General features: G+C 35.0%; 18 protein-coding genes and 1 riboswitch. Of the genes, 12 read left to right on the top strand and 6 right to left on the bottom strand.

Annotation, left to right across the window (positions count from 1 at the left end; translation table 11 throughout):
* Window positions 1–68 precede the first annotated feature (68 nt).
* On the top strand, window positions 69–929 hold the full coding sequence (locus tag V7S50_RS04085) for a GNAT family N-acetyltransferase (RefSeq protein ID WP_242251247.1): 861 nt from the start codon (window positions 69–71) through the stop codon (window positions 927–929).
* A 34-nt stretch (window positions 930–963) separates the two neighbouring features.
* On the opposite strand, the gene V7S50_RS04080 is transcribed toward V7S50_RS04085, so the two are convergent.
* Window positions 964–1,524, bottom strand: a complete 561-nt coding sequence (locus V7S50_RS04080; protein ID WP_242251248.1) for a cysteine hydrolase family protein — start codon at window positions 1,522–1,524, stop codon at window positions 964–966.
* A gap of 181 nt (window positions 1,525–1,705) precedes the next feature.
* On the opposite strand from V7S50_RS04080, the gene V7S50_RS04075 reads away from it, so the two are divergent.
* Window positions 1,706–1,966, top strand: a complete 261-nt coding sequence (locus V7S50_RS04075) for a DUF6123 family protein (RefSeq protein WP_063224108.1) — start codon at window positions 1,706–1,708, stop codon at window positions 1,964–1,966.
* Between the two features lie 2 nt (window positions 1,967–1,968).
* On the opposite strand, the gene V7S50_RS04070 is transcribed toward V7S50_RS04075, so the two are convergent.
* From V7S50_RS04070 to V7S50_RS04060, 3 genes are all read right to left on the bottom strand, one after another.
* Window positions 1,969–2,874 carry a DMT family transporter gene (locus tag V7S50_RS04070; RefSeq protein WP_063224107.1) on the bottom strand — a complete coding sequence of 302 codons (906 nt, stop codon included), beginning with the start codon at window positions 2,872–2,874 and terminating at the stop codon, window positions 1,969–1,971.
* A 13-nt stretch (window positions 2,875–2,887) separates the two neighbouring features.
* On the bottom strand, window positions 2,888–3,274 hold the full coding sequence (locus V7S50_RS04065) for a reverse transcriptase-like protein (protein ID WP_000573873.1): 387 nt from the start codon (window positions 3,272–3,274) through the stop codon (window positions 2,888–2,890).
* A 69-nt stretch (window positions 3,275–3,343) separates the two neighbouring features.
* Window positions 3,344–4,216, bottom strand: a complete 873-nt coding sequence (locus tag V7S50_RS04060; protein WP_242251249.1) for an aldose 1-epimerase family protein — start codon at window positions 4,214–4,216, stop codon at window positions 3,344–3,346.
* A gap of 132 nt (window positions 4,217–4,348) precedes the next feature.
* Window positions 4,349–4,393, top strand: a riboswitch (PreQ1 riboswitch).
* A gap of 6 nt (window positions 4,394–4,399) precedes the next feature.
* Between V7S50_RS04060 and V7S50_RS04055 the strand changes: the two genes are divergently transcribed.
* The 3 genes from V7S50_RS04055 (at window position 4,400) to V7S50_RS04045 (ending at window position 5,885) form a co-directional block, all read left to right on the top strand.
* Complete coding sequence (locus V7S50_RS04055; RefSeq protein WP_063224105.1) at window positions 4,400–4,885, top strand: QueT transporter family protein; 486 nt, start codon at window positions 4,400–4,402, stop codon at window positions 4,883–4,885.
* Between the two features lie 151 nt (window positions 4,886–5,036).
* Entirely contained in the window at window positions 5,037–5,696 is a 660-nt protein-coding gene (locus V7S50_RS04050; RefSeq protein WP_242251250.1) for a ribonuclease H family protein, read from the top strand.
* Between the two features lie 12 nt (window positions 5,697–5,708).
* Complete coding sequence (locus V7S50_RS04045) at window positions 5,709–5,885, top strand: zinc-finger domain-containing protein (RefSeq protein ID WP_000358801.1); 177 nt, start codon at window positions 5,709–5,711, stop codon at window positions 5,883–5,885.
* Window positions 5,886–5,919: 34 nt separating this feature from the next.
* On the opposite strand, the gene V7S50_RS04040 is transcribed toward V7S50_RS04045, so the two are convergent.
* Window positions 5,920–6,168 (bottom strand): DUF2564 family protein, encoded by a 249-nt coding sequence (locus V7S50_RS04040; protein ID WP_000534400.1) that lies wholly within the window; start codon window positions 6,166–6,168, stop codon window positions 5,920–5,922.
* A gap of 119 nt (window positions 6,169–6,287) precedes the next feature.
* Complete coding sequence (cspB, locus tag V7S50_RS04035) at window positions 6,288–6,485, bottom strand: cold shock-like protein CspB (RefSeq protein WP_001161725.1); 198 nt, start codon at window positions 6,483–6,485, stop codon at window positions 6,288–6,290.
* A gap of 261 nt (window positions 6,486–6,746) precedes the next feature.
* On the opposite strand from cspB, the gene V7S50_RS04030 reads away from it, so the two are divergent.
* From V7S50_RS04030 to V7S50_RS04000, 7 genes are all read left to right on the top strand, one after another.
* The gene (locus V7S50_RS04030) at window positions 6,747–7,475 is read left to right on the top strand and encodes a YqcI/YcgG family protein (protein WP_242251251.1); all 729 of its coding nucleotides are present in this window, start codon (window positions 6,747–6,749) and stop codon (window positions 7,473–7,475) included.
* A 138-nt stretch (window positions 7,476–7,613) separates the two neighbouring features.
* On the top strand, window positions 7,614–8,246 hold the full coding sequence (locus tag V7S50_RS04025; protein ID WP_137051569.1) for a LysE family transporter: 633 nt from the start codon (window positions 7,614–7,616) through the stop codon (window positions 8,244–8,246).
* Window positions 8,247–8,265: 19 nt separating this feature from the next.
* Entirely contained in the window at window positions 8,266–8,559 is a 294-nt protein-coding gene (locus tag V7S50_RS04020; RefSeq protein ID WP_063224103.1) for a hypothetical protein, read from the top strand.
* Window positions 8,560–8,642: 83 nt separating this feature from the next.
* On the top strand, window positions 8,643–9,272 hold the full coding sequence (locus V7S50_RS04015) for a sterol desaturase family protein (RefSeq protein ID WP_242251252.1): 630 nt from the start codon (window positions 8,643–8,645) through the stop codon (window positions 9,270–9,272).
* 246 nt (window positions 9,273–9,518) lie between these two features.
* Window positions 9,519–9,860, top strand: a complete 342-nt coding sequence (locus V7S50_RS04010) for a DUF485 domain-containing protein (protein ID WP_242251253.1) — start codon at window positions 9,519–9,521, stop codon at window positions 9,858–9,860.
* Window positions 9,861–9,862: 2 nt separating this feature from the next.
* Window positions 9,863–11,413: a solute symporter family protein gene (locus V7S50_RS04005; RefSeq protein ID WP_217994233.1), complete on the top strand. Its 1,551-nt coding sequence runs from the start codon at window positions 9,863–9,865 to the stop codon at window positions 11,411–11,413.
* Between the two features lie 178 nt (window positions 11,414–11,591).
* Window positions 11,592–12,941 carry an aspartate aminotransferase family protein gene (locus tag V7S50_RS04000; RefSeq protein ID WP_242251254.1) on the top strand — a complete coding sequence of 450 codons (1,350 nt, stop codon included), beginning with the start codon at window positions 11,592–11,594 and terminating at the stop codon, window positions 12,939–12,941.
* Window positions 12,942–13,012 lie beyond the last annotated feature (71 nt).

Below are 13,012 nucleotides of genomic sequence, written 5' to 3'. Positions count from 1 at the left end.
AATAAAGGGAAACATGTACGAGTTGATTTAGTAATAATGATTTAAATGTCTAGATAAGGGGTTGGAGAATGATTGGATTGAAAATAAGAGTGGAGCGTCTTAGAAAAGAAGATATAAATGATATTGTTGCGTTATCTTCTTATATTGGTTGGGATTATAACAGAGAAGAAGTTGAAACGATTTTTAACTCAGGTATTGTATATGGCGTATGGAATGAGAGAAAAAAACTTATTGCAAGCGCTGCAATTATATTATACGGAGAGGCGTTAGCGTCAATAGGAATGGTAATTGTACATCCGGATTATAAGGGAAGAGGGATTGGAAAGGCGATAACGAGTTCTTGCATGAATAGCGTATCAGCTCAAACTTCAATTATGCTGATTGCTACAGATGAGGGAAAGCCTTTATATAAAAAATTAGGATTTAGGGTAGTAAGTTATGTTTCTAAATACATATGTAACTCGTACAATACAAATTATAAATGTGCAGAAGATGAAGAATATATGATGGGTTATAAAGAGGAGGATTTAGAAAGGATAATAAAAATAGATGAAGGCGCATTTGGAATAAGTCGAAACGAGTTTTTAAAACAAAGAATTATGCAAAGTGAACAGTGTGTCGTTGTAAAGGATACAAAAGAAAATGTAGTAGGATACGGTATAAGTATACAAACGCCAGAAAATAAAATAATAGGACCGATCGTTGCTAAAAATGATGCAATGGCAATGAGAATAGTACATGCTTTAGCAAGAGGGCATGATGGGAGATTAAGAATGGATGTACCAAAAGGAAAGGACGGTTTTCTGAAAGAGTTAGAGATTGCTGGTTTTCAAAAGGTAAATACACCACCAATAATGATGAAAAATAGCAATCAATTATTAAAAAGGAATAATGAGTTATATAGCATTGCAGCGCAAATTTTTGGATGAAAAAGAATCCTTCTGAACGAAGGATTCTTTTTCGTTAATCACGATACTGATTGTGAGTTGGCTGAAAGAGATCTTCCTCGACATCTCTCACCATAGAAAAATGGTCAACATTATAATGGCCGTGTAGAATTTTATTGTGATGACCAATAATTTGCTCTGCAGTCAACACATTAGAATCAGTTGTGGAATGACCGTTTTTAATTAATGTAACGTCAAAGCCTTGTACAGTTGCGGTCCTAACAGCGGTGTCGATGCAATGTTCTGTTTTACATCCACCGATAACGATATGGTTAATTTTTTCTTCTTTTAAAGTTTCAAGTAAAGAAGTACCATAGAATGAATTTGTTGCTGCTTTATTAATAAGGATTGCAGACTGAGGCACTTGAATTTGATTATGTACTTCAAATCCTTCTCCGCTACCAGAAGCAACATCGATATCTCTTACGAAAACAACAAGGGCATTTGCATCTAGTGCTTTCTGTACGGCTGTATTTATTGTAGATAATAGATCTTTTTTACGAAAAACTTCATTTTCTTTTTCATTTCCATCCATTAATTCTTGCTGAGCATCAATGATTAATAGTGCTTGTTTCATCGTGTCTCCCCTTTAATATGAAATAAGTTCCACTGTACATATTCCTCCATATTATAAGGAAATCCTCCATTATTAATGAAGTAAAGACTGATTTACAAAGTTGTCAAATAAATTTCATTCTCATAGCGTGTAAAAACATGTATGATAAGAAGTGGAGAATTTTTGAGTAGGTGGGAATATCATGCAAACAGTAGAAGATTATCTTTCATTCTTACATACGAAAGGATTTAAATTATCAGAGGAAGCACAAGGGTTTATTATGTTCGGACAAGGATATACTGGTGCATCTGATGGAATTGTTAACGCAGCGATAGAAGCGACAATTAAACATCAATTTCAGTTTGATGGCAGTTATTTTGTTGCGTTATTAGAACGATTGAAAGAGGAAGAAATTACAGATAAAAAAAGCGCTAAGGCTTTTATGCGGAAGTTACAAGCGTAACTTCACGCAGCCTGCGCTTCTTTTTTTGTTTTGGAAGGTAATTCAACAAAAACCATGCCTAGGAAAATACATAGGCATCCGATAATAGCAGAAATAGACAGTTGTTCGTTTGCAACGAGAACGCCTGTTAAGGCAGCAAAAACGGGCTCCATTGCGAAAATAATGGCTACTCTCGTTGGAGATGTATGTTTTTGTGCTGATGTTTGGATGAAAAAAGCAATGGATGTCGCGAATAGGGAAGTTAGGAATAGAGCAAATAAAAAGGAAGAATTCGTCCATAGTGCTACTGAAAATAATTTTTCCCAATCTTCAAACAGAAAGGCGCAAATAGAAGAAAACATACCGACAGCTAATACTTGCGACGTACTTAACAATAAAGGTGATATTTTTTTAGAAAAGAAGCCGTTAACAAGAATATGAGCAGCGAAAGCAACTGCACAACCGAGAACGAGTATATCTCCAATATTTAATTGAAAAGAATCACCAGCCGTTAATAAGTATAAACCTGCTGTTGCTACAGCAATGCCCATTACGATAAAAATGGTAGCTTTTTGTTTTAAAAAGATAAAAGACAAAATTGGTACCATAACGATACTAAGCCCTGTTAAGAAACCTGCTTTTGAAGAAGTTGTATAAAGTAAGCCGAATGTTTGTAATACATAGCCAACGCATAAAAAGAATCCAACGATTAATCCCGCGAGACTACTCTGTTTTATATCGTGTTTTGAAGCTTTTTTTGAGAAAATCATTTGAACGAATAATAAAATAATTCCGGCGAATAAAAAGCGAATACCATTAAAAGTAAATGGACCAACGAAAGACATAGCATTTTGAACGACGACAAATGTAGCTCCCCAAATAAAAGAGACAAATAATAAAGCAAGAGGAGCAATCCAATCTTTTTTCACACTCATACCCCCGTTAATTTTGTAAGATAGCTTTTCTAGCTAACTCATCAGCGACTTTATTTTGACTACTTGGAATCCACTTAATAAAAAAGAGATCGAAACTTTTTATGTACTGCAGTGCTTCCTCTAATAGTGGTGCAAACATTTTATTTTTTGCGTATTCTTTTTCAACAGCTCGCTCGACAAGTTGCGAATCTGTACGAAAAGAGACAATGTTATAATTATGCTCCGTGCAATATTTTAATGCCGCAAGTAAAGCGTGGTATTCTGCTTCATGATTGGACATTGTCCCGAGGGGTAATGATAATTGTACAGCTGGTTGAACCCCTTTAATAAATACTCCTGCACCAGAAGGACCAGGATTTCCTTTTGATGCACCATCAATATATACTTCAATCAAAATGAGAAACCTCCAAATTATAAGATGATCCCCTACTTATATATTTCTTTGAAGTAGGGGATAGAGTAATTAGCCAATTGTAATGCTATAACGACATGTAAATGTTTCATTCGCTTGCAAAGATTGAATTCCTTTTTTTTCCTTGAAATCTTTTGCTGGATTTACTTCATCAGCAATACCGTACCAAGGTTCGATACATAGGAAAGGTGCATTCTCGCCTGGTGTCCATACGCCGACAAATGGGAATCCGTCAAATTCTACTTTTACAAATTTATTATGTTTATGAGAACGAATAGAGATTTCATCCGTATTCATATTTTCAAAAATAAGCGCATCATTTTTAAATAAATCGTATGTAAGTGGTAATTCATTCGTATTTTCAGCGATTAATTGCTTTTTACTTGAAAGGTAAGGTCCTTCTAATACACTTGTTTCTAAGCGTTCAGAACTATTAAATGATAAATAATAATCTGTAAATGATTCGCCCTCTAATAACGGGAAGTTGAAACCAGGATGTGCTCCGATTGAGAAGAATATTTCTTTTGAAGTGGGGTTATTCACTTCATATGTTACATGAACGATTTGTCCCTCTAGTTCATAAGACACGAGTAATTCAAATTCGTATGGGTATTTTTTTAATGTTTCTTCATTACTAGTAACGATATAAGTGATTTTCGTTTCACTTTGTTCTTTTACAGAGAATGTAAGATCACGAGCGAAGCCGTGTTGTGTTAAAGAATAAGGTTTACCATCTACGTAGTATGTATTATCTACTAATCGGCCGACAATTGGGAATAAAATTGGTGCACGGCGTCCCCAATAAGTAGAATCACCTTGCCATAAGTATTCTGTATTGTCTGCTTTTAAGCGAACGCTTTGTAATTCTGCACCTTTGTCAGAGATGGTAACGATCACGTTTTCATTTTGAATTGTTGCAGTCATGAAGTAAAACCTCCTAAATCTTTCATATATTTCATTATACGTTGTCTAAAAGAAAAAAGGTAGTTCATGATAGGAATCTATTGACGAAAGGGGGGCTACCGCGTAAAATATAATCTTGTTGCTTAAAAAACGAATAACGTGGTTCGAAACCATCCCACGTAAAAAAACTAAGGAGATTTTGTCATGAATATTAGAACATTAGTCGGTAATGGTATTTTAGCGGCATTATATATTGCTGTTTCTATGCTTATTCAGCCATTTGGCTTTACGAGTGTACAGTTTCGTATTTCAGAGATGTTTAATCATCTCGTTGTATTTAATAAGAAAGCAATTTACGGAATTGTATTAGGTGTATTTTTAACGAATCTCTTTTTCTCACCTATGATCGCTTACGATTTAGTATTTGGAGTAGGGCAATCTATTCTTGCACTAGTTGCAACCATTATTTCTATGCGATTCATTAAAGGTGTTTGGGCTCGTATGATTTTTAATACAGTTATCTTTACAATTACAATGTTTATGATTGCAATTGAACTTCATCTTGCATTTGATTTACCATTTATGTTGACTTGGTTAACATGTGCCGCCGGTGAATTTGTTGTAATGGCCATTGGTATGCCTGTAATGTACTGGATTAATAAGCGAGTACAATTTGAAAGATTTATGTAATAGATGAAAGAGCTATTCCAAAAGGGATAGCTCTTTTTGCATGTGATAATATTGAATATAATTCAGAGACTCTTGATAAAATATAATAAAATAAAGTGAGGCTTTCATTAGCTGGATACATATAAGAAGTCTTACATAAGGGGAATGTAGTATGAAATATAAAATTCATTGGTTGTATAAAACAAAGCGCGGTTTGCAGACGGAATTAACGACAGATTATATGAACATAGAAGATGTACTGCAATTTGCAGAGGATTTTGAGAAAACAGGAAGAGTAAAAGAATTATTATTTTACGATGAAATGGATGCAGAATGGTCATTAAAAGAGATGAAAAAACTGAGTAAGCAAGTGGAGGATGAGCCCCAAGAAATACTCGTTTATTTTGATGGTGGTTATGATGTGCAGACGAAAGAAGCTGGAGTAGGTATATGTGTGTACTATAAAAAAGGAAATAAAAACTACCGAATTCGCCGCAATGCATATATAGAAGGTATATATGATAATAATGAAGCCGAATATGCGTCATTATTATACGGTATGAATATACTCGAGGAATTAGGGATCAAGTATGAAGCAGTTACACTTCGCGGGGATTCTCAAGTGGTATTGCAACAATTGGCTGGAGAATGGCCTTGCTATGATGAGCATTTAAATCATTATTTAGACCAAATTGAACAAAAAGCGAAGCAAATGAAATTAAAACTTGTATGCGAGCCAATATCTAGAAAACAAAATAAAGAAGCACATCAATTAGCAACGCAAGCATTAGAAGGAACAGTCATTGATAGTCATAAAGGAATAACCGAATAGAGAGGTGCAACGGTGGATAAAAAGCAACTCATTACAGAGGTAAATGACTTATTAGAAACGTATTGTGAAGGGTGTTTTTTGCGAGAACATAATCGAAAGACAAATAGTAAATATTATGCTCATTCATTTTGTATTAGGCAATGTACAGTTGGAGAAACATTGAAAAAGTATGGGGAACAGTTGTCATGAAAAAACATCCAGAGAACATTCTCTGGATGTTTTTTTAGTGCTTTGCTTCGTTTAATTGCTGCTCGCATTTGCTTAATTTTTTTTCCTCATTCATTAGAAACGGCTCATCTAAATCTACTGCAACAGATTTCATAATTTCAAGCTGAGAGCGAGCTGCTTCTACAGCAGTTGTGGCATGCTCTAAAGTGTCTGGATCCATTGAAATTGTTGCTGAACCCACCATTTTTTGTGCCGTTTCTACACGGAATTTCACTTCTTCAAAATCATTTACTTCTGATCCCATTTTTACTGCCTCCTTTGTATATTGCGCATTTCACATAGTTTTTGCTCTGTAAAACGGAAATATACAAAGGAATAACAAAGGAGGTTACCAAGTAAGGTAACCTCCTGTCAAATGTTGGATTAAAGTTTTACTACGTTAGCAGCTTGAGGTCCACGGTTTCCTTCAGTGATATCGAAAGATACTTCTTGACCTTCTTCTAAAGCTTTGTAGCCGTCTCCTTGAATAGCAGAGAAATGTACGAATACATCGTCAGCGCCTTCAATTTCGATAAATCCAAAACCTTTTTCGTTGTTAAACCATTTTACTTTTCCTTGCATGTTACAATTCCTCCTAAAAACATTTGCTTTTTTCATTTAGTGAAATCCATTTGAAAAGATAAGATAAACTAAAAATGCTATAATCTTGAATATTCTGCTAAATGATTAATTTAAATATACACGAATTGGGAGAATTTAGTCAAGTAAGCGATTTTATTTTTTTGTATTTTTAAATAATTTTCAGCCGAATTTTAAATAGGTATAGGACAGGCCGAGTATGTAATAGCCTTAATTGAATGCTATACATAATGGGGTGAAAGAATGAATGAGTCTTATTTATTAGATAATGACGGAATGAGAATGAGAACGGATATACCGAATTGGGTTGCGAAAGAATTTGAAAATTTTTCAAACATCGTATTAGAACCAACTTTTCCATGTTTTTTTGGTTTAACTGCTTTGAAAAAGAATGAACTTCGTTATTCCTTTCTCTCTCATAATGATTGGAGTCATTTGCCGCATACAATGTTATCTTTTTTAGAGTTAATGAAAGAACGCCCAATTGTAAGAAGAGGCTTTTTTCTTTTTGTGGAACCGGAATGTGAGGAACAATCAATCGAATATTATCGTGATTACTTTTGGAAAGTACTACAATATTTATATGAAAACGATAATCAAACATGGCCGAAGCAAATTCCTGAAGACCCAGATCATTACTTATGGGAATTTTCATTTGGCGGGGAACCGATATTCGCATTTGGAAATGCGCCAGCTTATAAACAACGAAAAACTAGGCATTTAGGAAATTCTCTTGTTATTGGGTTTCAGCCACGTACCATTTTTGATGGATTAGAAGGCGACCGTCCTAAAGGAGCATATTCAAGACAAACGGTCCGAGATCGAGTTGAAAAGTGGGATCAGCTGCCGAAACATCCTAACATTAGTCATTATGGTGATCACGAACATCGGGAATGGAAACAATACTTTATAGGAGACGATGTAGAGCCGATAAAAGGAAAATGTCCTTTTCTTCATAAGATAGAAAAGTAAGAGCCATCATCTGAATGGCTCTTTTGCATATTTTGGATAAAAAAGGGTATTTTAGTAGTGAATATTTTGATGAAAGCTAGTCTATTTTTAATCATTACATCATTACTTAATAGTAAAGGAAGTAGAAAGGATAGAACGATGTTTGGAGCGATTATACAACAAATTGTATTAGGTATTTCATTAGCGGCGCCAGTCGGTCCGATTAATATTGAAATGTTAAAACGAGGAATTGAACGAGGTTTTTGGCATGCCTGGATTGTTGGAATTGGTGGCATGACTGCAGACATTTTGTTTATGCTTCTCATCTACTTCGGTTTATCTTCTGTGTTTATGTATACATATGTACAAGCTTTTATGTATTGCACAGGTTTTTTCTTATTATTTCATTTAGGATTTCAAAGTGTAAAACAAGGAATTTCCCACTCGAATATGGAATATAAAAAGGAAGAGGTAGGTGGTCTTAAACAATCGTTTATGGCAGGTTTTTTAATTGCGATATCCAATCCATTGAATCTTGTTTTTTGGTTTGGTATATACGGAAGTACACTTAGCTCATTGCTTACGAAGGTAACGAAACAAGAAGCCTTTTTGTACAGTCTTTGTATTATCGTTGGTATTATTTTGTGGAATTTAAATATTGCTTTTTCTGTCCATTTTGGCAGAACTTTATTAAAGCAAAAAGCACTCGGCTATATAACAGCCGGAGCAGGTATTATTTTAGTAGGATATTCTATCCATTTTGCATACAAAGCTTTACAGTTGTTCACATAAGATTGAAGGGGAGATTTTTATGTATCGAACCACTATTAACGGAAAAGAAATTATTATTACGTTAGCACCAAAAATTCGAAAAGAAATTACTAATAGGAATCCACTATATGAAGCGGTATTTTATAATGCGGCAAGATTACTACAAACAAAGCAACCAACGTTTGCGGTAAATCATGAAGTATTTGGGCTCATTATTGGAGAGGTACAAAGAGGAGAAGTAACAGTGTTTGCGGTGGAACATATTATTCCAAAGCAAAATATATTTGGATCGAATAATTTTTTCTCGACAATAGAGCAACAGGCAAATTTGTAAAGTGAATAGAATAAGAATAGAAAATAGAAGAAATAGTCGTAACGATATGTTGCGACTGTTTTTTTGGAAAAGGGGGAAGGAAGATGAAGAGAGTGGGGAAAGAGTTCTTTTTACAACATGATATCGTTATTATGTATAGTATCCTATTTGTTTTTATCATTATTTTAAAAATGCAATTTTTCACATGGATCGGTATGTTAGCGTGTTTGTTTGGGATTGTTTTTTATACGCTTAACGAATATATGACACATCGGTTTTTATTTCACTTAAAGCCACCTAAAAACGTATTTTTATTAAAAATGTTAAGAAGATTACATTATGATCATCACGTGTATCCAGATGATTTAAAACTTTTATTTTTGCCTGTATGGTTTAGTATACCTAGCTTTACTGTATATTTACTTATATCATACGCTATAACAAAAAGTGTTACTGTTACACTTTCATTCGGAATCGGAATGATTATCATGCTTCTTGTTTATGAATGGAAACATTATATTGCACATAAGCCGATTCGTCCCGTTACTAAGTTTGGAAGATGGCTCAAAAAACAGCACATATTACACCATTATAAAAATGAAAAGTTTTGGTTCGGTGTCTCGAATCCAGTATTCGATTTCATATTTGGAACGCTTAAAGATGGGAAAGACGTTGAATTAAGCGAAACAGCTCGTAATTTAGAAAAAGAGAAAAAAACAGAAGTGGTGCAATAAGCTCTACTTCTGTTTTTGTTTTAACGAGAATAAAAGCTTGATTAGTGTGGATTGAAAAGCCAAAAAGTTTATGTTGAGATAGTATATTAAAAACTTAGGGGAATTTGCCGAAAAATGTCTATCGAAAAATCTTTGCAGGAATGTATGGATTGTCTAAAATGAAAATAAGTTTCTGAATATTTATAAAATTTAGTCTTTAGGTATACAAGAGGGAAATGTATTTCTAGTAAGAGAGGGGATCGGAGAATGAAACGAGATGATACTTCAGCACGTAAGTTACAAAATGAGGTGAATTATACCGAAGTTGTTCAGTCAGAAGAATTTCAATTCCTATTAAATACGAAAAAGAAGTTTATCGTTCCGATGAGTATTTTCTTCTTAAGTTTTTTTATTGCGTTACCTATTTTAACATCGTATTCAAAGGTGCTCAATACACCGGCATTTGGTGATGTTACGTGGGCGTGGGTATTTGCGTTTGCGCAATTTATTATGACGTGGGCTTTATGTATGATTTATAGCAAAAAGGCGGAATCCTTTGATGAAATCTCGCAAAAAATTCTACAAGATATGCAAAAAGGGAGGGGCTGAACTTGAATACGACTGCGTTTGCACTATTTTTAATTATTGTCCTTGGTACGCTAGTCATAACCTATTTTGCATCGAAAAAAACGAAAAATGCGAGCGAATTTTATACAGCTGGAGGGGGGTTAACTGGTTGGCAAAATGGGCTGGCCATTGCAGGAGATTATATGTCTGCTGCGTCATTTCTTGGTATAGCTGGAGCGATAGCGTTAACTGGGTTTGATGGATTCTTTTATAGTATCGGCTTTTTAGTTGCTTATTTAGTTGTTCTATACCTTGTCGCAGAACCGCTTAGAAATTTAGGGAAGTACACGTTAGCGGATATGATTGCGGCACGTTTTGATGCGAAAAAAGTTCGTGGAGTTGCAGCGCTTAATACGATGACGATTTCAATTTTTTATATGATTGCACAATTAGTTGGTGCGGGTGCACTTATTAAACTATTATTAGGTATTGAATATACAACATCTGTATTAATCGTCGGCACACTTATGACTGTGTATGTTATTTTTGGAGGAATGACAGCTACGAGCTGGGTTCAAATTGTAAAGGCTGTACTACTTATGGCTGGTACATTTATTATTTCTGTTATTGTTTTTTCCAAATTTAATTTCAGTGTGACTGAAATGTTCGCTCAAATGAAAACAGCTACGCCGTTAAAAGATTCGTTTTTAAATCCAGGAGTAAAGTATAAAGATGGTCTTGATACGCTTTCTTTAAATTTAGGACTAGTCCTTGGTACTGCAGGATTACCACATATTCTTGTTCGCTTTTTTACAGTACGTGATGCAAAAACAGCACGTCAATCTGTTGTATACGCTACGTGGTTAATTGGTGCATTTTATATTATGACAATTTTCTTAGGGTTTGGAGCAGCGGCGTTTGTAGGAAATGAGGCGATTATTAAAGCAAACCCTGCTGGTAATATGGCAGCACCTTTATTAGCTAAAGCGTTAGGTGGAGATTTCTTATTTGCTTTCGTATCAGCCATTGCCTTTGCAACAATTTTAGCTGTAGTGGCAGGACTTGTATTAACAGCAGCATCAGCATTCGCACATGATTTTTATAATGAAATTCTTCGTAAAGGAAAATCAACGGAAAAAGAGCAAGTATCCATGGCTCGTTATGCGTCTATTGGAGTAGCGGTATTGTCTATTATACTAGCGTTATTTGCCCAAACATTAAATGTAGCATTTTTAGTTTCGTTAGCATTTGCAGTTGCAGCGAGTGCAAATCTACCAGTTATATTATTCACAATATATTGGAAACGCTTCAATACAACAGGTGCCATCTCTGGTATGATTGTTGGTCTTGTATCAGCTATTGTTCTTGTAGCGTTAAGTCCAAATGTTTGGAACCCTGTAGCTGGAAAAGCTATATTTGTTGGGGAAGCGATATTCCCATATACGACACCTGGAATTATTTCGATCCCGCTCGGATTCCTGGCAGCATATTTAGGAACCGTTTTATCTAGTAAGAAAGAAGATGCAGCGAAATTTGATGAAATTCTTGTGAAATCTAATACTGGTCATGGTATTAGCGATGCATCCTCGCATTAAAAAAGAGGAGCTTTTCGATAGATAAGAAAAGCTCCTTTTTCTTGTAAATATTACTGTATTGTTAGTAGGATTTTTTCTTAATTTTGTGGAATGAAAATAAGCAGGGAGAAATTTAAATCATCATGGCACCAGTGCAGCTTTTGTGAAAAATAAGTTGTTATGGAAGGTGGAAGAAATGATGAAAACGAAACAGACTGATGAGTTATTAGCAAAAGACGAGCAATATGTTTGGCACGGAATGCGTCCCTTTAGTCCAAATAGTACAATGGTAGGGGCAAAAGCAGAAGGGTGCTGGGTTGAAGATATACAGGGGAAAAGATATTTAGATGGAATGAGTGGTCTTTGGTGTGTGAATAGTGGATATGGAAGAAAAGAACTTGCAGAGGCGGCATATAAGCAATTACAAACATTATCATACTTTCCGATGTCACAATCGCATGAACCGGCTATAAAGCTTGCAGAAAAATTAAATGAGTGGCTTGGAGGAGAGTATGTTATTTTCTTCTCTAATAGTGGTTCAGAAGCGAACGAAACAGCTTTTAAAATAGCAAGGCAATACTATGCGCAAAAAGGTGAACCGCATCGTTATAAATTTATGTCACGTTACCGCGGATATCATGGAAATACAATGGCAACGATGGCAGCGACGGGACAAGCACAGCGTAGATATCAATATGAGCCATTTGCTTCAGGATTTTTACATGTAACGCCGCCAGATTGTTATCGTATGCCTGGAATAGAAAGAGAGAACATTTATGATGTAGAATGTGTAAAAGAAGTAGACCGTGTCATGACATGGGAATTAAGTGAAACGATTGCAGCCTTTATTATGGAACCAATTATTACGGGCGGGGGCATTTTAATGCCCCCACAAGACTATATGAAAGCTGTTCATGAAACGTGTCAAAAACACGGCGCACTACTTATTAGTGATGAAGTGATTTGCGGTTTTGGACGTACAGGAAAAGCATTTGGATTTATGAATTATGATGTGAAGCCAGATATTATTACAATGGCAAAAGGGATTACAAGCGCATATTTACCGTTATCAGCGACAGCTGTGAAAAAAGAAATATATGAAGCATTTAAAGGCAAGGGAGAATATGAATTTTTCCGTCATATTAATACTTTTGGTGGGAACCCAGCAGCTTGTACATTAGCACTTAAAAACTTAGAGATTATGGAAAATGAAAATTTAATTGGGCGATCTGCACAAATGGGCTCGCTTTTACTAGAGCAATTAAAAGAAGAAATTGGAGAGCATCGACTTGTTGGCGATATTAGAGGAAAAGGTCTACTAGTTGGAATTGAACTAGTAAACGATAAAGAGACGAAAGAGCCAATTGATAACGACAAAATCGCAAGTGTTGTAAATGCTTGTAAAGAAAAAGGGTTAATTATAGGACGAAACGGTATGACAACAGCAGGATATAATAACGTTTTAACATTAGCACCACCGCTTGTTATTTCAAGTGAAGAAATTGCTTTCGTAGTTGGAACGTTGAAGACAGCGATGGAACGTATTTAATGAATCGAGCGAGCTGTAATATACAGCTCGCTTTTATTTATTATGTGAAATATGATAATTCTTTTTAGGGA

The sequence above is a fragment of the Bacillus sp. CCNWLW194 genome (assembly GCF_037120585.1).
Classification (GTDB): Bacteria; Bacillota; Bacilli; order Bacillales; family Bacillaceae_G; genus Bacillus_A; species Bacillus_A basilensis.
The sequence above is the reverse complement of the archived record's forward strand: the minus strand, read 5'-3'. Positions and strand labels throughout refer to the sequence as shown.

Coding starts and splice junctions, on each gene's coding strand:
- V7S50_RS04080 (WP_242251248.1), bottom strand. CDS start 1,524: ATGAAACAAGCACTATTAATCATTGATGCTCAGCAAGAATTAATGGAT.
- V7S50_RS04020 (WP_063224103.1), top strand. CDS start 8,266: ATGTATCGAACCACTATTAACGGAAAAGAAATTATTATTACGTTAGCA.
- V7S50_RS04040 (WP_000534400.1), bottom strand. CDS start 6,168: ATGGGATCAGAAGTAAATGATTTTGAAGAAGTGAAATTCCGTGTAGAA.
- V7S50_RS04085 (WP_242251247.1), top strand. CDS start 69: ATGATTGGATTGAAAATAAGAGTGGAGCGTCTTAGAAAAGAAGATATA.
- V7S50_RS04050 (WP_242251250.1), top strand. CDS start 5,037: ATGAAATATAAAATTCATTGGTTGTATAAAACAAAGCGCGGTTTGCAG.
- V7S50_RS04030 (WP_242251251.1), top strand. CDS start 6,747: ATGAATGAGTCTTATTTATTAGATAATGACGGAATGAGAATGAGAACG.
- V7S50_RS04060 (WP_242251249.1), bottom strand. CDS start 4,216: ATGACTGCAACAATTCAAAATGAAAACGTGATCGTTACCATCTCTGAC.
- V7S50_RS04075 (WP_063224108.1), top strand. CDS start 1,706: ATGCAAACAGTAGAAGATTATCTTTCATTCTTACATACGAAAGGATTT.
- V7S50_RS04010 (WP_242251253.1), top strand. CDS start 9,519: ATGAAACGAGATGATACTTCAGCACGTAAGTTACAAAATGAGGTGAAT.
- V7S50_RS04000 (WP_242251254.1), top strand. CDS start 11,592: ATGAAAACGAAACAGACTGATGAGTTATTAGCAAAAGACGAGCAATAT.
- V7S50_RS04015 (WP_242251252.1), top strand. CDS start 8,643: ATGAAGAGAGTGGGGAAAGAGTTCTTTTTACAACATGATATCGTTATT.
- V7S50_RS04025 (WP_137051569.1), top strand. CDS start 7,614: ATGTTTGGAGCGATTATACAACAAATTGTATTAGGTATTTCATTAGCG.
- cspB (WP_001161725.1), bottom strand. CDS start 6,485: ATGCAAGGAAAAGTAAAATGGTTTAACAACGAAAAAGGTTTTGGATTT.
- V7S50_RS04055 (WP_063224105.1), top strand. CDS start 4,400: ATGAATATTAGAACATTAGTCGGTAATGGTATTTTAGCGGCATTATAT.